14 protein-coding genes are annotated in these 19,187 nt (G+C 62.5%); 12 read left to right on the plus strand and 2 right to left on the minus strand.

What is annotated here, in order from left to right; genetic code table 11:
• Window positions 1–374 precede the first annotated feature (374 nt).
• Window positions 375–2,540, plus strand: coding sequence for a transcription termination factor Rho (gene rho / locus ACOYJL_RS00005; protein WP_433568144.1), 2,166 nt, complete (start codon window positions 375–377; stop codon window positions 2,538–2,540).
• A gap of 127 nt (window positions 2,541–2,667) precedes the next feature.
• On the opposite strand, the gene ACOYJL_RS00010 is transcribed toward rho, so the two are convergent.
• Window positions 2,668–3,453, minus strand: coding sequence for an SDR family NAD(P)-dependent oxidoreductase (locus tag ACOYJL_RS00010; RefSeq protein ID WP_433568145.1), 786 nt, complete (start codon window positions 3,451–3,453; stop codon window positions 2,668–2,670).
• 225 nt (window positions 3,454–3,678) lie between these two features.
• On the opposite strand from ACOYJL_RS00010, the gene ACOYJL_RS00015 reads away from it, so the two are divergent.
• The 10 genes from ACOYJL_RS00015 (at window position 3,679) to ACOYJL_RS00060 (ending at window position 15,785) form a co-directional block, all read left to right on the plus strand.
• A complete protein-coding gene (locus ACOYJL_RS00015; RefSeq protein WP_433568146.1) occupies window positions 3,679–5,136 on the plus strand; it encodes a hypothetical protein in 1,458 nt (485 codons plus the stop codon).
• A gap of 190 nt (window positions 5,137–5,326) precedes the next feature.
• Window positions 5,327–6,523 (plus strand): ABC transporter substrate-binding protein, encoded by a 1,197-nt coding sequence (locus ACOYJL_RS00020; protein ID WP_433568147.1) that lies wholly within the window; start codon window positions 5,327–5,329, stop codon window positions 6,521–6,523.
• Window positions 6,524–6,619: 96 nt separating this feature from the next.
• Window positions 6,620–7,495 (plus strand): branched-chain amino acid ABC transporter permease, encoded by an 876-nt coding sequence (locus ACOYJL_RS00025; RefSeq protein WP_433568148.1) that lies wholly within the window; start codon window positions 6,620–6,622, stop codon window positions 7,493–7,495.
• Between the two features lie 10 nt (window positions 7,496–7,505).
• Window positions 7,506–8,696, plus strand: coding sequence for a branched-chain amino acid ABC transporter permease (locus ACOYJL_RS00030; RefSeq protein ID WP_433568149.1), 1,191 nt, complete (start codon window positions 7,506–7,508; stop codon window positions 8,694–8,696).
• A 137-nt stretch (window positions 8,697–8,833) separates the two neighbouring features.
• Window positions 8,834–9,649 (plus strand): ABC transporter ATP-binding protein, encoded by an 816-nt coding sequence (locus ACOYJL_RS00035; RefSeq protein WP_433568392.1) that lies wholly within the window; start codon window positions 8,834–8,836, stop codon window positions 9,647–9,649.
• A complete protein-coding gene (locus ACOYJL_RS00040) occupies window positions 9,650–10,360 on the plus strand; it encodes an ABC transporter ATP-binding protein (RefSeq protein WP_433568150.1) in 711 nt (236 codons plus the stop codon).
• Window positions 10,361–10,542: 182 nt separating this feature from the next.
• A complete protein-coding gene (gene priA, locus ACOYJL_RS00045; RefSeq protein ID WP_433568151.1) occupies window positions 10,543–12,849 on the plus strand; it encodes a replication restart helicase PriA in 2,307 nt (768 codons plus the stop codon).
• Window positions 12,850–12,864: 15 nt separating this feature from the next.
• On the plus strand, window positions 12,865–13,422 hold the full coding sequence (gene def / locus ACOYJL_RS00050) for a peptide deformylase (protein WP_433568152.1): 558 nt from the start codon (window positions 12,865–12,867) through the stop codon (window positions 13,420–13,422).
• Window positions 13,423–13,431: 9 nt separating this feature from the next.
• The gene (fmt, locus tag ACOYJL_RS00055; protein ID WP_433568153.1) at window positions 13,432–14,352 is read left to right on the plus strand and encodes a methionyl-tRNA formyltransferase; all 921 of its coding nucleotides are present in this window, start codon (window positions 13,432–13,434) and stop codon (window positions 14,350–14,352) included.
• On the plus strand, window positions 14,337–15,785 hold the full coding sequence (locus ACOYJL_RS00060; protein ID WP_433568154.1) for an RsmB/NOP family class I SAM-dependent RNA methyltransferase: 1,449 nt from the start codon (window positions 14,337–14,339) through the stop codon (window positions 15,783–15,785). Before fmt ends, ACOYJL_RS00060 begins: the two co-directional genes overlap by 16 nt.
• A 197-nt stretch (window positions 15,786–15,982) precedes the next feature.
• Here ACOYJL_RS00060 and ACOYJL_RS00065 read toward each other — a convergent pair whose 3' ends face one another.
• The gene (locus ACOYJL_RS00065; protein WP_433568155.1) at window positions 15,983–17,566 is read right to left on the minus strand and encodes a PucR family transcriptional regulator; all 1,584 of its coding nucleotides are present in this window, start codon (window positions 17,564–17,566) and stop codon (window positions 15,983–15,985) included.
• A gap of 237 nt (window positions 17,567–17,803) precedes the next feature.
• Here ACOYJL_RS00065 and ACOYJL_RS00070 point away from each other — a divergent pair, with 237 nt between their 5' ends.
• A complete protein-coding gene (locus ACOYJL_RS00070) occupies window positions 17,804–19,168 on the plus strand; it encodes a hypothetical protein (RefSeq protein WP_433568156.1) in 1,365 nt (454 codons plus the stop codon).
• Window positions 19,169–19,187 lie beyond the last annotated feature (19 nt).

Here is a 19,187-nt window from a genome sequence, read left to right on the forward strand (position 1 = left end):
ACTTGGGGTCGTACTTCCTTCTCGTCGTCTTGCTCATGGCAATAGCCCTTCCGTGCCTTTCGGCACATCCTAGGGCTTTCGTTAGCTCGGCTTCAAACGTGTCTGAATTTGGGCAGCCATATCAGTGCTGCATTATTTGCTGCGTGGTATAGTGCAACCATGACAGCGTCAATCCTGCGCTTTTGTCCCGACGCTTCTGTCATCCTGTCATCAATTTGCATCCACTTTTAAACGTACTAACATGCTGGCGGCCGCTGTGAACGTGCCGGATGCTGCGCTCAATGTCCTGTTGATTGGTCGTCATAAGTTGTTTGTTTGATTGCCATCCATCCCCTCGGGTGTGACCGCAATACATGCAAGGGAAAGGTGAGAATATGGCCGACGAGACACCTGTGGATTCCGCAGATACTCCCGCCAATCAGCCCGAAGAGGCACCGAAGCCTCGAAGGAGAAGAACAAGAAAGACCACTGCCGAGAAAGCTGCCGAGAAGGCGCCAGAGGAGCCCACGCTCTTTGAGGCCGCGCAGAATGAGGCTCCCGCAGCCCCCGAGGAGGGGGAGAAGCCGGCAAAACCTCGTCGCCGCAGGTCGACAAGGGCAAAGAAGCCCCAGGCCGGTCCCGAGGGCGCCTCTGCCGGCACGCCTTCCGCATCCGTTGATACGCCTCAGGCAGACATCCCTGCCCAGGCCGAGAAGGCATCAGATGCTTCCGCCGCAGAAGGTGCCCCCGCTCCTAAGCCTCGCCGCCGCCGTACGCGCAAAGCCTCCGCTGTCGACCCCATGACCGAGCTGACCAAAGAGGCAACGCGCGCCAGCTCAGAGCCTACGCCGATGCCGGCGACCACGCTTGCCGAGGCCGATAAGGCCGCGCTTCCAAAGAAGACCTCGGAGCAAGCCGCTGCCGATACTGCCGGAAACCGCCAGCACGCCGAGCCCCCCACTGTTCCTGCGGATGCCGATGCTTCCGCGCAGCCCCAGCAGGGCGAGGCCGCGGCTGCGCCCCATTCCGAAAAGCCAGGTCAGCACGAGCGCGCGAATGGCCAGAAGAACGACCAGCGCTCCTCTCAGGACCGCTCTGGCAAGGAGGGCAAGCCCGACCAGCAGAACCAGGGCCAAAACCAGCAGAACCAGGGGTCTCGAGAGTTTGAAGGCCGTCGCCGCCGGCACAGCAACTTCAACAATGGCGGGAACAACTACCAGCAGGGCCAGTCGAACCGACATAGCCAGAACCGCCGCCGCAACCGCCGCTCGGAGCTGCCGACCGAGCCTACGCTCACGCGCGACGAGCTCTCCGCAATGAAGGTCGCCGAACTGCGCTCCAAGGCCTCTGAGCTGGGCGTAGAAGCTGCTGGGGTCCGCAAGGCGGCGCTTGTCGAGGCAATCTACCAGGCAGCTGCCAAAGCCGAGGGCTTCCATCCCGTCAGCGGAATCCTCGAGATCGGAAACGAGGGCTATGGCTGGGTGCGCACGGGAAACTACATGGCAGGCGACGATGACGCCTTCGTTCATCAGCAGCTCATCAAGAGCTACGGGCTGCGTACGGGAGACCGCTTGGAAGGCACCGTTGGGCCTGGTCGTGCAAACTCCAAGTATCCGCCGCTCATCTCGATCGATTCGGTCAACGGCCGCCCGCCCGAGGAGGCGAAGAACCGCCCCCGCTTCCGCGACCTGACCCCTATCTATCCCAACGAGCCGCTGGTTATGGAGAATGGCAAGAACTCCATCACGGGTCGCGCGATCGACCTCGTTGCTCCCATTGGAAAAGGCCAGCGTGGCCTGATCGTCTCGCCGCCCAAGGCCGGCAAGACCACCGTGCTCAAGAAGATCTGCCAGTCCATTGCGGCCAACAACCCCGAGGTGCACCTGTTCTGCCTGCTCGTTGACGAGCGTCCCGAAGAGGTCACCGACATGCAGCGCTCCATCAAGGGCGAGGTCGTCGCTTCGACCTTCGATATGCCGGCTGAGAACCACACGGCCGTCTCCGAGCTTGTGATCGAGCACGCAAAGCGCTTGGTCGAGCAGGGCGAGGACGTTGTGGTGGTGCTTGACTCCATCACCCGACTGGCCCGCGCCTACAACCTTGCGCAGCCCGCAAGCGGTCGCATCCTCTCTGGTGGCGTCGACTCCGCGGCGCTCTACCCGCCAAAGAAGTTCTTGGGAGCCGCGCGCAACATCGAGAACGGCGGCTCGCTCACGATCATTGCCTCGGCGCTCGTCGACACCGGCTCCAAGATGGACGAAGTCATCTTCGAGGAGTTCAAGGGCACTGGCAACATGGAGCTCAAGCTTGACCGCGACCTTGCCGACAAGCGCATCTTCCCGGCAATCGATCCGGTGGCGTCTGGCACGAGAAACGAGGAGCTGCTCCTCTCGCCGGAGCTCACGCCGTTCATCTGGGGCATCAGACGCGTGCTTGCCAACATGAACAATACCGAGCGCGCTGCTTCCGCGCTGGTGAAGGGGCTCAAGGCCACGGAGTCCAACGAGGAGTTCCTCATCCGCTCCGCGCGCAAGGCCCAGCAGACCGAATACGCCATCTAGCGTTTCGAGCTGCCCGTCCAACAATGGCGCCCCGACCCGCAAGCTGGCGGGTAGGGGCGCCTCTTTCAAGAAGGTCTAGAGATGCAGGGCGTGCGCAGCGAAGAGCCGCGCGTCGCCCCCTCTGGCGCTACTCTCCGGCGCGCGCGGTAAAGAGCAAGTCCTGCCCCTTCATCACAAGGTTGGCCGGCAAGATCTTGGCGAGAAGCGCTGCCGCCGCCATGTCGGGGGAGGTCACGCACGTGGAGCGACCGAGCACGGCTGCGTGAAGCGCCTTTCTGACCACGTCCTCGGGCTTCTCGAATCCAATCGTGGTCATGCGGCGAACTTGCCGCTGGTCGCCCGGGTCGTTCAGAAAGCCCGTGTCCATGAACTTTGGGCAGACGGCGGTGACGTGAATGCCCACGGGCCCAAGCTCGTAGTCAAGCGTGCGAGACAGGTCGAGCACAAAGCGCTTCGTCGCAGAGTACGTGGACAGGCCCGGTTGGGGGATAAGGCCCGCAATCGACGCCATGTTTACGATTCGCGAGCCAGAGACCATGTGCGGAAGGCAGTGATAGATGGTCTCGACCACCGCAAGGCAGTTGAGGCGGACCATGTTGGCGTTTGCCTCTTCGGGGATGGCGTCAAATGAGCCAAACTTGCCGAAGCCCGCGCTGTTGATGAGCCATTGAACGGGCTCTTCCTGGTCGTCGAGGGCGTCGCGCAGGCTCTCGTAGGAAGACTCCTCTAGCAGGTCGAGCGCAAAGACGCGCACCGGCGTCTGGCACTGCTCGCTTATAGCCTCGAGCTTGTCGGCGCTTCTCGCGACGACCCATAGCTCGTCCAGGGGCCCTCCTGCCCCGTGGTCAAGCTGCCGGACGAATTCGCGCCCCACGCCAGATGACGCTCCTGTTACGACCGCAATTCCAGCCATAAAAAGCCTCCTGTGCACGGAATATAACCCTTGCATTTGACGTGTTGACAAGTATAGTTCTGATTAGAAAGTTATGAGACACGTACGTGTCGCGACGGTACATGCAGATGAGACGAAAAACGCCGTTGCCCGCAGCAATCCCCGCCAGGGCGATTTTCTGTTAGCTGTGGGAATCTGGAGACAAACTCCCCCTGCTGGTCCGTTGCGGCGCCTGGAGGTGGGTTGATGACAGGAAAGCGAAGCTCAGCCGTGTTCGCGGGCCTTCTCGGCTCCGCTACGGTCATGGCTCCCGGCATCGCCTACGCCGCCGCGGAGACCGCCTCGGGTCCAACCTCCGTTGTGGGGTCGTTTGCCCTTTCGCTTGCTGTCTGCGCGCTAGGCGCCATTGCGGTTGCTTGTGCCGGCTATGGCATATATCGGCTGGTAGACCATATTGCCCACAGGCATCGCGGCGAGGCGGAGCCTGCAGGCGACCAGGCTGGCCAAGATGCCGACGAGGCCTCTTATGCCTCTCGTGAGAAGGACGCGCGTCCCCAGAGTGCCGACTTGCCCGAATACGGCTTCGACGACGACCAGACCACTGGCGAGCTTGTCCACGATGGGAAGGGCGGCGCCTCTGGCGCTTTTGAGCCCGCCTCGCAAGAAGACGCTGGCAACCCAGGTGCCCCGTACGTTCCCAAGCACATGGCACCCCAACAACCGCAGGAGAAGGGCTCTCGCCGAAAGAAGCAAGAAGAGGAAGAGCTCCCGCAGGGCAAGCATGCCGTGGGCGCCGAGCGCGCAGAGCATGCCGCGCGTGGCTATGAGCAGATCGCGCAGAACTATGTCGAGAAGCAAAGCTTCCGCAAGCGCATGGCAACCCGAGCGCAAGGCGTGGCAGCCATCCTCTCCGCCCGCATTGGCGAGAACCGCATGGAGGGACTGCCGGTGATAGAGCGCGCCGACGGCTCGGTGGGCGACGTCGGCACCACTTGGTGGACCAACGCCGTGGGACCGAACATCTCCGGCCCTCTGAACATCCCGGAAGAAGAGCAGCAGAGCTTGGCTGACCTCTCCATTCCCGAAAGCTTTGACGACCTGCAGTTCATGGCGTCGACTGCGGCCGAGACGGTTGCGGCTTCTCCGCAGGCGCCTGCCGCCGCTCGCCCCGCGCCGGCGAGCCCCCACGCCAACTCAGCGCGCGAGATCACCCAGCGCGTGGCCTTGGTGGACGAGGAGGCCTATCCCGAGTCCCGCACGGTCGACGAAGTCGACTCCGACGAGTGGAGCCAGGCCTTGGCCGCAATGGACGAGAAGATCTCGGCTCCCGTTGCCTCCGAAGTCGACGAGGTGCCCTTCGAGGATGCCGCCGGCGGCGTCGACAGCATCGACGAGCCGGACGACATCGAGCCCAACACGCAGTTCATGACCTTCAAGCCCGTCGGCGGCCACCCCGAGGTCGTGGACAACGAGAGCTACGTCAACTACCTGCTTGCCGAGGAGCTCTCCCACAACTCCTCCGAGGCGGTGCGCAGCACCTCTCGCGAGTATCTGCACATGATTGAGGGCGGCACGCACGCTTCGACCGCCGTCCTCCCTTCTCGGCACATAAGGAACCGAAGGGGCAAGAAGCCAGACGTCTATCGTCCTCGCCACTTCGCGCCCGCCGATGCAGAGGCCTACGTGGAGGCCATGGAAGCATAAGACGGCGTTATATATTGAAAAATTCCCCGCTCGCCAGCTGCTGTTGCTTCGAGCGGGGAATTAATATTTCGCTGTGTTACGTCTAGAAAAAGTGTTGAAACTTTTCTGATTATCCCAAACGGGACATGAATAAAGTAGTGCTCACGTGAAAACCAATTTTTCACTGGCACCAAACCCAGGGAGGGAAACAATGGACAACGTTTCAAGGCGCACGTTCGTCAAGGGCTCCGCAGCGGCTGCTTGCGGCCTTGGCCTTGCCGCTTGCGGCGGCTCAGGCTCTTCTGACTCTTCGTCTTCGGGCGACACCATCAAGGTCGGGCTGATGGGTCCCTACACGGGCGACGTCGCCCAGTACGGCCTTGCCTGCCGCTGTGGCGCCGAGCTCTACGTCAAGCAGGTCAATGATAACGGAGGCATCAACGGCAAGCAGATCGAGCTAGACGAGCAGGACGAGAAGGGCGACGCCACCGAGGCCGTCAACGTCTACAACATGCTGGTCGAGGACGGCGTCGTCGGCATCATCGGCGACGTGACCTCCACGCCCACCATCGCAGTGGCCCAGGCCTCTGTCGCCGACAACATGCCGTGCGTGACGCCGTCTGCCACGGCCGCTGACGTCATCTCCTATGGCTCCAACTACTTCCGCGCCTGCATCACCGACCCGTACCAGGGCAAGCTCATGGCCGACTTCGCCGCCGACCAGGGCTACCAGACCGTCGGCGTCATCTTCAACTCCGGCGGCGACTACGAGGCCGGCGTCAAGGACGCGTTCGTCGAGGAGGCCCAGGCCAAGGGTCTGACCGTGCTTGACCCGCAGGGATACTCCTCCGGCGACACCGACTTCAACGCACAGCTCACCACCATCATCTCGGGGAACCCCGACGCCATCATGAGCCCCAACTATTACCAGGACGACGGCAAGATCGTCACCCAGGCCCGCACCCTGGGCTACACGGGCCCGTTCCTGGGCGCCGACGGCTGGTCCAACATCGTGGGCGGCGACGAGGAGTACGCCTCTGCCGAGGACCTCGAGGGCTGCTTCTACGACTGCTCCTTCTCTGCCTCCAACACCGCAGAGAACGTTCAGCAGTTCATCTCCGACTACAAGGCCGAGTACAACGACGACCCCACCAACTTCTGCGCCCTTGGCTATGACGCCGCAATGGTCCTGCTCAATGCCATCCAGAAGGTGGAGGAGGAAGGCTCTGCCGAGACTGGCTCCGATGACTACAAGCAGGCCGTCATCGACGCGATCGCCTCTGGCACTGCCAACGGCGTCACCGGCGACATCTCCTACAATGGCACCGGCGACCCGGTCAAGTCGACCTTGATCATCACCTTCAAGGATGGTGAGGAGACGGTCTACGACACCATTGAGGGCGAGTAGTTTCTCTGGCTAAGCTTTTGAAAGCGCCGTGGGCGCCAGCCGCCCCGGCGCTTTCTGGTTTCTATCGGACGACATGCAAGAGAGGGAGTGTTTGCCGTGACGTTCTTGACGCAGGTGCTCAACGGCCTTCAGCTGGGCAGCATCTACGCGCTCGTCGCGTTGGGCTACACGATGGTGTACGGCATCATCCTGCTGCTCAACTTCGCGCATGGTGACATCATCATGGTCGGCGCATACATTTCATGGATCGTGATGAGCCAGCTTGGGCTTAGCCCCGTGCTTGCCATCGTGCTTTCGATTCTGGGGTGCGCCGTCCTGGGCGTGCTCATCGACAAGGTGGCCTACCAGCCACTTCGCGAGGCACCGAGGATGAGCTTGCTGATTACGGCGATCGGCGTCTCGTACTTCCTCGAAAACGTCGCCCAGCTTCTGTTCGGCGCCGACGCAAAGGTCGTTCCCACCTACTTTGAGCTCGGCAACATCCAGCTGGGCGACGTGCAGATCTCCGCGACGGCCGTAGCTACGATCGTCGTGACCGCCATCTCCACCATCGTGCTGACGCTGCTCGTTCAGAAGACCAAGCTTGGCAAGGCCATGCGCGCCGTGTCCGAGGACATGGGCGCCGCGCGCCTGATGGGCATCAACGTCAACACCACGATCTCGTTCACCTTCGCGGTTGGCTCTGCGCTTGCCGGCGTTGGCGCCGTGCTCTACTCCATGGCGTACAGCCAGGCCACGCCCACGATGGGCATCATGCTGGGCACCAAGGCGTTTGTCGCTGCGGTTCTGGGCGGAATCGGGTCTATCCCCGGCGCCGTCATCGGCGGCCTCATCGTTGGCTTCGCCGAGGTCTTCGTGTCGGCAATCGGCCTGTCCACCTGGAAGGACGCGGTGGTCTACCTGCTGCTCATCATCGTCCTTGTGGTGCGTCCTACCGGCATCCTTGGCCGCCCGATGACCGAGAAAGTGTAAGGAGGCTGGCGTGACAGCATCTAATGCAAAGAAGGCTACTGCGCAGGCGAGCGCTCCGGCGGCCTCTGGCTACCGAAGCCTCTCCATGCCGATGCGCTACCTCATCAACACCGTGCTCGTGGTCATCTTCCTTGTTGTGGGGGAGGCCGCAATCGACGGCGGGCTCGTGAGCCGCTACCAGACCGGCGTCATCGAGCAGATCGGCATCTACATCATCATGGCGGTCTCGCTGAACATCGCCACTGGCTACCTGGGTCAGCTCCCTCTGGGGCACGCGGGATTCATGTCCGTGGGCGGCTACTCGTGCGCCATCTTCATCATGCGCATGATGGACGTCGTGGGCGTCACTGCGCGCGACTTTACAACGGGCACTCCCGCGGCGGTCATGCTCTTTGTCGCCGGGCTCATCTTTGGCGGCATCATGGCTGCGCTGTGCGGCCTTATCATCGGCATCCCCGCGCTTCGCCTGAAGGGCGACTACCTCGCCATCATTACGCTGGGCTTTGCCGAGATCATCCGCGTCGTGATGCAGAACATCGACTCGGTCCTGGGCTTTGAGCTCACCGGTGGCCAGAAGGGCCTTACGGGAATACCGAGCTACACCAACTTCCTGAACACGTTCATCGTGGTCGCCATCTGCCTCTTCCTCATCCACACGATGATGAAGAGCCGCCACGGCCGGGCGATCCTCTCCATTCGCGACAACGAGATTGCTGCCGAGAGCTGCGGCGTCAACATCACCTACTACAAGACGCTCGCCTTCGTGGTGTCCGCGTTCTTCGCCGGCGTCGCCGGAGGGCTTTATGCCGGGTGCATCGGCGTCATGGCGCCCTCGAAGTTCGGCTTCATGAAGTCGGTCGAGATCCTGGTCATGGTGGTGCTCGGCGGCATGGGCTCCATGCTGGGCTCCGTCATCTCCGCAACGGTCCTCACGATCCTGCCCGAGGCCCTGCGCGCCGTCGCCGACTACCGCATGGTCGTCTACGCCGTCGTGCTTATCCTGGTCATGATCTTCCGTCCCGAGGGTCTCATGGGCTCCTACGACTTCTCGATGTCCCGCGTGATCGAGCGACTGCTCAACCATGGCAAGTCGTACGAGGAGTACCTTGACGAGCAGAACGCGGCCCTCGAGAATGGCGGCGCCGTCGCCGTTGAGGCGGCTGCCGCAGATGCCGGGCCCTCGAAGGGAGGCGATGCGTAATGGCCGACGAGAAGAAGGCGACCGCCGCCGAGAAGGCGGCTGAGACGTCCAAGAAGGCAAGCGAGGCAGCGACTCCCGAGGCGACCTCTGCGCCCGCAAAGGCCAAGCCAAAGCGCAGGCGCCCCGTGCTCGTGCAGATGGAGACGCCCAACCTCGTCCCGGAGCGCGACTTGGGCAAGATGCCCATCCTGCAGGCCGAGCACCTTGGCATCGACTTCGGCGGCCTTACCGCTGTCGACGACTTCAACATCGCCATGGGCCGCACCGAGATCTCTGGCCTCATCGGCCCCAACGGCGCCGGCAAGACCACGATCTTCAACCTGCTGACCAACGTGTACAAGCCCACGCGCGGCACGATCTTGCTTGACGGCTACGACACCGCGGGCAAGAGCGTCGTCGAGGTCAACAAGATGGGAATCGCCCGCACCTTCCAGAACATCCGCCTGTTTGACAAGATGACGGTCGAGCAGAACGTGCTCGTGGGATTTGGCAACTCCATGTCGACCAGGCTTTTGACCGACGTCTTTCGCCTGCCCAAGCACTGGAAGCAGGAGGCTGAGTTCCACGACAAGGCGATGGACCTTCTCGGCATCTTCGACATGCAGCGCTATGCCAACACGATGGCAGGAAACCTCCCTTACGGCGCGCAGAGGCGCCTCGAGATCCTGCGCGCGCTGGCGACGCACCCCAAGGTTCTGCTGCTCGACGAGCCCGCTGCCGGCATGAACCCCGCCGAGACCGAAGAGCTCATGGAGAACATCCAGAAGATCCGCGACGACTTCCAGATCGCGATTCTCCTGATCGAGCACGACATGGCGCTTGTCATGGGCGTTTGCGAGGTCATCGGCGTGCTTGACTACGGAAAGATCATCGCGAAGGGCACGCCCGAGGAGATTCAGAACGACCCGAAGGTCATCGAGGCCTACCTTGGCAAGCAGCAGGGGGTGAAGTAGATGTCCATGCTCTCTGTGAGGGACCTGCACGTCTCGTACGGCGCGATCAAGGCCGTGAAGGGCATTTCGTTTGACATCGAGCAGGGCGAGATTGTGACGCTCATTGGCGCCAATGGCGCTGGCAAGTCTACGACGCTGAACACCATCGCCGGCCTGATCAAGCCCGCCTCGGGGCAGATCGAGTACAAGGGCGAGTCGCTTGTGGGCATCAAGCCCCACAAGATCGTCGAGCGCGGCCTCGCGCTCTGCCCCGAGGGCAGGCGCGTCTTCACGCACATGACCGTCGCCGAGAACCTCGAGATGGGAGGCTACACCAGGACGGACGATGAGAACGCCAAGACGCTCGAGATCGTCTACGAGCACTTCCCGCGCCTGAAGGAGCGAGTGAACCAGCAGGCAGGAACCCTCTCCGGCGGCGAGCAGCAGATGCTGGCCATGGGTCGCGCTCTCATGAGCAAGCCCGAGCTGCTGATGCTCGACGAGCCCTCCATGGGCCTGGCGCCCATCCTCGTGGACGAGATCTTCGAGATCATCGAGGCCCTGAACAAGAAGAACGGCACCACGATCTTGCTCGTCGAGCAGAACGCGAACATGGCGCTCTCGATCGCGAACCGCGCCTACGTGCTCGAGACTGGCACCATTGCCAAGAGCGGCACCGGCGAGGAGCTGCTGAAAGACGACGACGTTCGCAAGGCCTACCTGGGCGGCTAGGCCGCTGCCGGCTGCAGCTTGCGACCGCCTCTTGAGTTAAAACGTGGACCCTCTGGCGCATGGTGCCGGAGGGTCCTTCTTTGTCGGCAGCCCTTCTCGCTTCGTGCGGCGGGGCGCGGCCATGCATCTCGGCTACAATCGAATGCCGATACGGCCGCGACCAGAGAGGAGGCAGCGAGGCCATGCTCTACGCAAGCGTTGCTCTTGACATTCCGACGCGCGCCATCGACGGCACGTTTGACTATGCGATACCCGAGGACTTGACGAAAGAAGTTCAGGTGGGCGCCACCGTCTTGGTGCCCTTCTCAAGGCGTCTTGCCATCGGGTACGTGCTGGGCGTCTCGACGGAGCCCTCGGAGGGCCTTGACCCAAGCAAGATCTTGCCCATCAGCCAGCCGCTTGCGCCCTCTGCCTTTGGCCCCAAGTCAGCCGCCGTCGCGCGCTGGATGGCGCGCGAGTACGCCTGCCCGCTCTGCGAGGCGGTGCGCCCGTTCTTGGCGCCTGGCCAGAAGCTTCGCGTGACGCGCGCGTCAGAGGACTCGCCTTGGGAGCTCGCTGGCGAGAGGGCCGGGGCCATCGACGCCCGCTGGGCCATGCTCGGCCCCGCCGCTGACGGCTTCGCGCCAGCAAAGAACGCCAGCCGCCAGCGCGAGGTCATCGAGGCGCTGCGGCAGGGCCCTATGCGCCTGGCCGAGCTCTCCGCGACCATCCCCGGCGCGTCTTCCGCCGTCAAGGCCCTCGAGAAGCGCGGCGTCGTGACCGTAGAGGCGCGTAGGCAGCTGCGCGGCGTGAACGAGAGCACCACGCTCTCCTCCGCGGCGGCCCCGCGCCCCGAGCGCCTGACGGAGGGGCAGCTTTCAGCGCTTGCGGCCATAGACGAAGCGCGCGGCCGCGCGGAAGGCGACGTCGTGCTGGTGGACGGAGTGACGGGCTCGGGAAAGACGGAGGTCTATCTCGATGCCATCGAGCGCACGCTCGCAGACGGGCGCGGTGCCCTCGTGCTGGTTCCCGAGATCTCTCTGACCGCCCAGACGGTTGGCCGCTTTCGCTCGCGCTTTGGCGACGACGTGGCCGTTCTTCACTCGCGCCTGTCCACCGGCGAGCGCTTCGACCAGTGGGACCTCGTGAGGCGGGGACAGGTCCACGTGGTCGTGGGAGCCCGCTCAGCCCTCTTTGCCCCGCTTGCGAACGTCGGCCTGATCATCATCGACGAGGAGCACGAGAGCTCCTACAAGCAGGACTCGAGCCCCCGCTACCATGCCCGCGACGTCGCCGCGCGCATGGCCCGCGAATGGGGGGCGGCGCTGGTTTTGGGCTCGGCCACGCCTTCGCTCGAGAGCTTGTACCGCTGCGAGCTGGGGCAGTGGCGCGGCGTCCGCTGGACGCGCGTGTCCATGCCCGAGCGGCCCGGCTCCTCCGTGCTTCCCGAGGTCCAGATAGTCGACATGGCGGCGCAGTTTCGCGGTGGAGGCCGCTCGGTCTTCTCGGCGCCGCTCAAAGACGCGCTCCTCGACGTCGCGAAGCGTCGCGAGAAGGCTGTGCTGCTCCTGAATCGCCGAGGTTTCGCCACGTTTCTCATGTGCCGCGAATGCGGCTGCGTGCCGGAATGCCCGCACTGCTCCACGGCCCTCACGTACCACGAGCGCACGCACTCTCTCATGTGCCATAGCTGCGGTCGATCGTGGCCCGTGCGCGCCTACCCCGACCCATCCACTCGCTGTCCCAACTGCGGAAGCCGCTACATGGCCGCCTACGGCGTGGGAACGCAGCGCGTCGAGGACGAGCTTCGGATGCTTCTGCCCGAGGATGTCGAGGTCATACGCATGGATGCCGACACGACGCGCACAAAGGGGGCGCACCAGCGGCTGCTCGAGCAGTTTGACGCGGCGGAGTGCGCCGTGCTCGTGGGCACGCAGATGATTGCCAAGGGCCTTGACTTTCCCGAGGTCACGCTCGTGGGCGTGATCAACGCTGACACCATGCTCAAGCTTCCCGACTTTCGTGCGGCAGAACGCACCTACGACCTTCTCGAGCAGGTGAGCGGTCGCGCTGGCAGAGGAGAGCGGCCGGGCAAGGTGATAGTGCAGAGCTACTGGGCGAGCCATCCTGCCATCCAGGCGGTCGTGGGCCACCATCGCGAGGCCTTCCTTCAGCCTGAGCTTGCCGAGCGCAAGGAGGCGGGGTATCCGCCCTTCTCGCGCCTTGCAAACGTGCTTGTATGGGGTCGCGACGGGGCCGGCGTGCGCGCGGTTTCAGCGCAGATGGCGGACGCCCTGCGCGCTCGCGTGGAGGGGCAGGCTGGCTGGGAGGTGCTGGGACCCGCCGATTGCGTGAAGGCCCGCGTGAAGGACCGCTATCGCCGCCACGTCATGGTCAAGGCGCCGCTCGACGCTGACCTTGGGGGAATCGTGGGGGAGTGTGCCGCGTCAGTTGGCGCCAGAAAGGGTATTAACATGGCGTTGGACATCGACGCATATGACCTGATGTGACAAGGAGAACCAACCATGAAGCAGAATCCGCTCGATGACATCGTGCTGTCACCGGCGCCCGTGCTCTCGAAGGAGTGCGAGCCTATCGAGAAGATTGACAGTGACGTCAAGGCGCTCGCCAAGCGCATGCTGAAGGACATGTACGCTGCCGATGGCTGCGGTCTTGCGGCGCCGCAGGTAGGCGTCTCAAAGCAGCTCGTCGTTATCGACGTCGACTGGTCTGGCAGGGGCAGCAGCAAGAACCCCTATGTGCTCATCAACCCCAAGATCATCACCGCCGATGGCGAAGAGCGCGAGACGGGCGAGGGCTGCCTTTCGTTTCCGGGCATCACGGTTCCCGTAAAGCGACCGAGCCATGTGGTGGTGCAGGCCAAAAACCTCGATGGCGACCTTATGCAGTACGAGGCGTCTGACAACCTGTTGGCGGTCTGCCTGCAGCACGAGATCGACCACCTTCACGGCGTCACGATGATCGACCACCTGGCGCCCTCTGAGCGCGTGCGCGCCCTGGCAGACTACCAGGCCGCCCTTGATGCGGGCGCGCGACCTGGTGACGTCGAGGTCGAGGATTAGGGGACGCACATGCGCATCGTCTTTATGGGCACGCCCGACTTCGCGGTGCCGTCTCTGCGCGCGCTGGCGGGAAGGCATGAGGTCTCGCTTGTTGTCACGCGCCCCGATGCCGTTCGTGGGCGCGGAAAGAAGCTCGTGCCGTCCGCCGTCAAGGCTGCCGCAACCGAGCTCGGGCTTTCCGTTCTTGAGGCGTCTCGGATGTCGGGCGAGGCGCTCGAGCGCGTGCGCGAGGCGGCTCCCGATTGCATTGTCGTAGCGGCGTACGGATGCATACTGCCTCAGGCGCTTCTCGACATTCCGCGAATGGAATGCGTGAACGTGCATGCGTCTCTTCTGCCGCGCTGGCGCGGCGCCGCCCCCATCCAGCGAGCCATCCTCGCGGGAGACGAGCGTGCGGGCGTCTCGATCATGCGCGTGGTTGCCGCGCTTGACGCCGGTGCGTATTGCCGGCAGGCGTCGGTTCCGGTGGGGGAGACCCCCTGCCCCGAGCTCATGGCGGAGCTGGCAAGCCTTGGCGCCAAGGAGCTGCTTTGCGCGCTCGACCAGATTGAGGACGGGAGCGTCCGGTGGACCGAGCAGGACGAGAGCCGGGTGACCTACGCACACAAGGTCGAAAAGGCCGAGATGCACCTTGACCCCGCTGCGAGCGTTGAGCAGAATCGCCGCGTGGTGCAGGCGTCTATGGACGCAGCCCCGGCGCGGCTCTCTGTTGCCGGAAGGGGGCTGAGGGCGCTTCTCGCGCGCGCTGATGCTTCTGGCCTTAACGTATCCGCTGGCAGCGTGCTTGTGCAGCATGGGCGCGTATGGCTCGGCTGCTCAGATGGCGCGCTTGAGCTCACACGCGTGAAGCCAGACGGCAAGCGCGAGATGGATGCAAAAGCCTGGGCCTCAGGCCTTCGCGGCGAGGGCCTTACGTGGGCGCGCGAGTAGGGGCGGCTCGCAAGGCGGCGCTTGCAGCGCTGGGCGACATCCGTCGACGTTCTGGTCGCGCTCGCGACGTCATGCGAACCTCGCCGCGGCTATCGGGCCTTGAAGGCCGCGACGTCGCGCTTGCCGAGCGTCTTGTGCTGGGAGTCACGGCCACTTCTGGCCAGCTTGACGGCTTTATCAACAGTCACGCAAAGCGCCCCTCGTCCCTGCAGCCACAGGTAAGGGATGCGCTTCGTCTCTCAACCTTTGAGCTTTGCCGCCTCTCGACCGAGCCTGCCGTGGCCGTGAGCCAGGGCGTCGAGCTCGTGCGCTCGGTTGTTCCGCGCGCGGCGGGGCTTGCAAATGCCGTGCTCCATCGTGTGGCAGAAGAGGATGCCCCTCGCGTGCGAGCCGCCGTCGAGGCGCTCTCTGCAACTTCGACAAACGACCCCCTTGGGCTGGCGCTTGTCTCGGGATGGCCAACTTGGCTTGCCGAAGGGGTGCTCTTTGCGCTCGGAGGTGAGGCGGCGCGTGCCATGGCGCTCTCAACGCTAGAGCCAGCGCCAATTTGGGTGTCAGGCAATGTCGCGTTGCATGATCGGGCCGCGACCCGCGAGATTCTTGCGTCCAAGGGCCTCAAGCCGATCGAAAGCCCGCTTCCTGGATGCTGGCGACTTGCCTCCGCCGCAGGGCTTGCGACCTCCGGGCTCATCTCTTCTGCCGACGTGGTGACAAGCGACCTCGCTGCACGCCTTGTGGCGCGCATCGCCTCGCCTGCGCCCGGAAGCTCCGTCCTTGAGGTCGGACAGGGGAGGGCGACCAAGACGCTGCTTCTTGAGGAGGTTGCTTGCGATGCGGGCAGACCCGCGCGCGTTGTCGGCATCGACTCGGTCGCGTCGAAGCGAGCGATTGCCAACGAGCGGCTTGCCCATGGGTGGGGCGAGTGGTGCCGCTCTCTGACCTTCGACGCGCGAAACCTTTCCTCCGCCTGCCTGCCTGCTGAGCTCAATCAGACCTTTGACCTCGTGTTTGTTGACGCACCCTGCTCCGGCACAGGAACGATGCGCCGCCATCCCGAGATTGCCTGGTCGCTCGCTCCGGAATCGGTGGGGTCGCTTCCAAAAGGCGAGCTCCCGGCGCTCCAGCTTGCAATACTCGGGGCTGCCGCCACGCGCGTTGCCCCCGGGGGCGCGCTTGTGTACTCGACCTGCTCGATTTTGCCCTCGGAGGACGAGGAGGTCGTCAGGGCTTTCCTCGAGAGCCCGGAAGGCAGTGGCTTTTCGGTCCAGGACGTCCGCGAGGCGCCTGGCGTGCTGGCGCTTTCCGCCTCCGCCCGTGCGGTCGTCGCGTCAAACGTCGACGATTGCGGATTTTTCCGCACGCATCCTGTCCAAGGCGGCCCCGATGGCCATTTCTGTGCTCGCCTTGTGCGCAATTCCGAGGTTTCGCAGTAGCTCGCGGCGACTCTCGACACCCCGCTGCAAGAAATCTGCGGTTGTAGGTCTTTTTCGCCGGGATGCCCAAGTATCACAAGCCAGGTGCCATTTCCCTACCTGCGGGCCTGTGACGCCGAGGCGTTTTTGTACTTTGGGGGTGCCCCCAAAAAGACCTACAACCGCAATATTCTTGCAGGCAGTAGTGAGAGAGCGCTTCATGAGCTCTTTTCCGAAGTCGTTCCCATTACCTTGAGGGCAACATTGAGGCAAAGCCTTGTGTCGGGATTGTTCAAGTCGAGACCTGAAATCTCTTCAATGCGCTTGACCTGGTAGATGCAGGTGTTCCGCGCCATGTACAGTTTTTTGCTTGTTTCCGTCATGCGCATCGATGAATCCAAATAGACCTTGAGCGTCCTGACAAGCTGCATGTCGTGCTCGCGATCATAGGCGATGAGTCGCTTGAGCCCCTCTGGATAGGTGGCCTCCGCGGGGTCGTCACGCTGGTAACGGTTTAGGATGTCGCTCGCGGCGATGTCGTCATAGAGCGCCAAGACGGGCTCGCGCTCGCCCGATCTCTGCGAGGCCAGGAGCCTAAGAGCCGTCCTTCCCTGCCGGAAATAGTAGTAGAGGTCCTTGAAGTCACGATACGTTCTTGATACTCCGGCTCTAAGCAAGCATTGGCGTAGCAGTGGCTCAACCTTGTCGACAAGCCCCGTTGGTCCCCATCCATTCTTGGTGAGGTCGACGACGTATACCAGGCGATTGTCGTGAGTTGCCGCGCATGAGCTATTGAGCGCCTGCGCAAGCTTTCCGTGGTAGAGCGAAAAAAGTCTCTCGTTCTTGTTGTACGACTGGCTCTCTATGACAAGGCAGGCATAGGTGTCGTGCATCTCCCAGCCAAACTCCCGCACGACTCCCTCGATGCGCCATGCGTCAATGAAATGGTGGCCAAGGAGGTTGTCAAGCACGTAATTCGCCTCGTTGGAACGTTCAAAGCGCTCTTCGTAGTATTCCTGAATCGAACGAAGGACGTAGTCTCCCAGAATTTTCAGCACTGTGTAGTCGCGTCCGGTAAAGGGATGAAGCACCTCGTCTGCGCAGAGGGTGCCCATCCAAAGCCCGTTGGACTTGAGGTTGTAGGCAATGGTGCGATAGGGCCAATTGTCATCCGGGTACAGCGCTGGCTCGCTTGTGACGCTGAAGGTGTTGAAATCGGGGTTCGAGATAACGTCATTCAGCACATTCCCCGAGGGATATGCGCTGATGCCTGCCGGTCGGTCTGCCCCGAGAAGTCGCTCAAGGTATTGCTTGTATTCTGACGGCGACTCCTCTTTCAAGACTTCGGCATCAAGGAAGAGGAACTTCATGCCGGGACTTGCGACGAAGATGGGGTTCGGCTCCATTGCGCGCGCAAGTGCCCCAAAGCGCGAGGGCTCGGCATGGTCTGTCAGCGCCTGCGTCAGCTGCGTGTTCCACCGGTCATAGCGGCTGAAGACCACTGCGATTGACTCGAGAAGCTCCTGCGGGTCAACGGATGTGTCTTCTGCGTAGAGCACGCTCGCCTCTGAAAGCCAATCGGGGGGATTTCCCACGCACACATAGCCGCAGCTGGGGCATGCCTTCCCGTCTCCTTCGAAATCTTCGGCGCTCGCAACGTAAATCGCCCCAGGGATGGGGTCTGCGTCTTCCCGATAGGGGAGGGCAAAGCCGAAGGGCAGCTCGAAGTAGCTCTCCTTTGGCTCTCCTAGCAGCTGATATTGATGAAGCTCGGTCTTTATCACATGCAGATTGAGGTTCATTGCCGCTCCAAACGCCCCTTGCCCTCATGAAGAAGAACAGTTGCCATGCTATTGAGAGATATGTGCAAAACGACGAAATCATCGGTCAACAGTAGAGATACTTACGACAATTGGCAGGTAGACGCTCCATTACTCTCTTGGCAAGCAAGCGAAAGGGTTTAGCTAGCAAGCCCCAATCGCAAGCATCTATTTTCTCTGCGTGCCCGGGAGGGGCTCGGGCAAGAAAGGAGCGGTGCTATGAGCGAGGGAATGGACGTTGTGCAGTTCCCCCATCTTTCCTGCGTGCCAATCGATCCGGAGGAGACCGGCTACATCAACTGGGGGGAGCTCGTGCCGTATGTCTACACCAACTGGCGCGAGGAGACGCTTTCGTGGAAGACGTCTTGCTATCTAGGAGCAAACCTCTCGTGCTTCCCTCCCGTTGACGTCAAGGGGAAGGACGCCACCCGCTTCTGCGCTGATTTCTCGGTCAACAAGTACAAGAAGTTTCCCGTTGGCAGCGGCAAGCACTTGGTAACCCTCACCAAGGAGGGCGACATCATGGACCATGGCCTTGTCCTGCGCACGGCCGAGGACACCTACCAGCTGTGGCTCATGGACTTCTGGCCCCGCTACTTCGCGAGCCAGCGCGACTATGACATCGAGTTTGTAAACTACAACCCTGCTCCGTATGTGTTCCAGATTGCCGGACCGCGCTCGCTTGAGGTTATCGAGAACGCGTGCCACGAAGACCTCCATGACCTAAAGTTCATGCGCTTCCGCGATGCGGAGATTGCCGGTCACAGGGTTCGCGTGCTCCGCATGGGAATGGGCGGGACCCTTGCCTATGAGGTCCATGGTCCGAGGGAAGAGGGCATCGACGTCTACAACGCGATTTTCGAGATCGGCAAAAAGTACGGCATGCGCAAGCTTGGCGTGAACCAGTACATGTGCAACCATACCGAGAATGGCTTTCCCCAGCAGACGCTGCACTTCCCTGGGGCCACGACGGAGGAGCCGGGCTTCATCCAGTACATGAAGGACCTCTCGTCAGATTGGTACGACGAGGGATGGACCGGCGAGTCAATCCCCAAGGGCAGCTGGTCGACAGACATTCATGACTACTATCGCAACCCCCTTGAAGTCGGCTGGGGCTTCATGATCGATTGGGACAGCAACTTTTACGGCAAGGAGGCACTGCTCAAGAAGAAGGAGGCTGGCGTTCGCAAGGTCGTGACGCTGGAGTGGAACGTCGACGACATCATGAGGTCACTGCACTCCTACTTCGAAAAGGGGCAGGAGCCCTACGATGACATGCCCTTCCCGCAGGATTTTGGCGTGATGGGCGCAGGCGAGAACAAGTACATCCAAAACACCGTTCTGCGCAATGGCAAGGTCGTCGGCGTCTCGATGTGGCGTACGTACACCCTTTACTACCGTCGCACGATTTCGATGGCGTGCGTGGACCAGGACCTCAACGAGGGCGACGAGGTAGAGATAGTCTGGGGCGATACCGGCCATCGACAGATCAACATCCGCGCGACGATTGCTCGTTACCCCTACCTTGACCTTGCCCGCAACAAGGACTTCGACATGGAGTCCATCCCTCACTACGCGGGATAGCGCACGTCCATTCTTGCGC

This window comes from Tractidigestivibacter sp. (assembly GCF_050946515.1).
Taxonomy (GTDB): domain Bacteria; phylum Actinomycetota; class Coriobacteriia; order Coriobacteriales; family Atopobiaceae; genus Tractidigestivibacter.

Coding starts and splice junctions, on each gene's coding strand:
- rho (WP_433568144.1), top strand. CDS start 375: ATGGCCGACGAGACACCTGTGGATTCCGCAGATACTCCCGCCAATCAG.
- ACOYJL_RS00010 (WP_433568145.1), bottom strand. CDS start 3,453: ATGGCTGGAATTGCGGTCGTAACAGGAGCGTCATCTGGCGTGGGGCGC.
- ACOYJL_RS00015 (WP_433568146.1), top strand. CDS start 3,679: ATGACAGGAAAGCGAAGCTCAGCCGTGTTCGCGGGCCTTCTCGGCTCC.
- ACOYJL_RS00020 (WP_433568147.1), top strand. CDS start 5,327: ATGGACAACGTTTCAAGGCGCACGTTCGTCAAGGGCTCCGCAGCGGCT.
- ACOYJL_RS00035 (WP_433568392.1), top strand. CDS start 8,834: ATGGAGACGCCCAACCTCGTCCCGGAGCGCGACTTGGGCAAGATGCCC.
- ACOYJL_RS00040 (WP_433568150.1), top strand. CDS start 9,650: ATGTCCATGCTCTCTGTGAGGGACCTGCACGTCTCGTACGGCGCGATC.
- priA (WP_433568151.1), top strand. CDS start 10,543: ATGCTCTACGCAAGCGTTGCTCTTGACATTCCGACGCGCGCCATCGAC.
- def (WP_433568152.1), top strand. CDS start 12,865: ATGAAGCAGAATCCGCTCGATGACATCGTGCTGTCACCGGCGCCCGTG.
- fmt (WP_433568153.1), top strand. CDS start 13,432: ATGCGCATCGTCTTTATGGGCACGCCCGACTTCGCGGTGCCGTCTCTG.
- ACOYJL_RS00065 (WP_433568155.1), bottom strand. CDS start 17,566: ATGAACCTCAATCTGCATGTGATAAAGACCGAGCTTCATCAATATCAG.
- ACOYJL_RS00070 (WP_433568156.1), top strand. CDS start 17,804: ATGAGCGAGGGAATGGACGTTGTGCAGTTCCCCCATCTTTCCTGCGTG.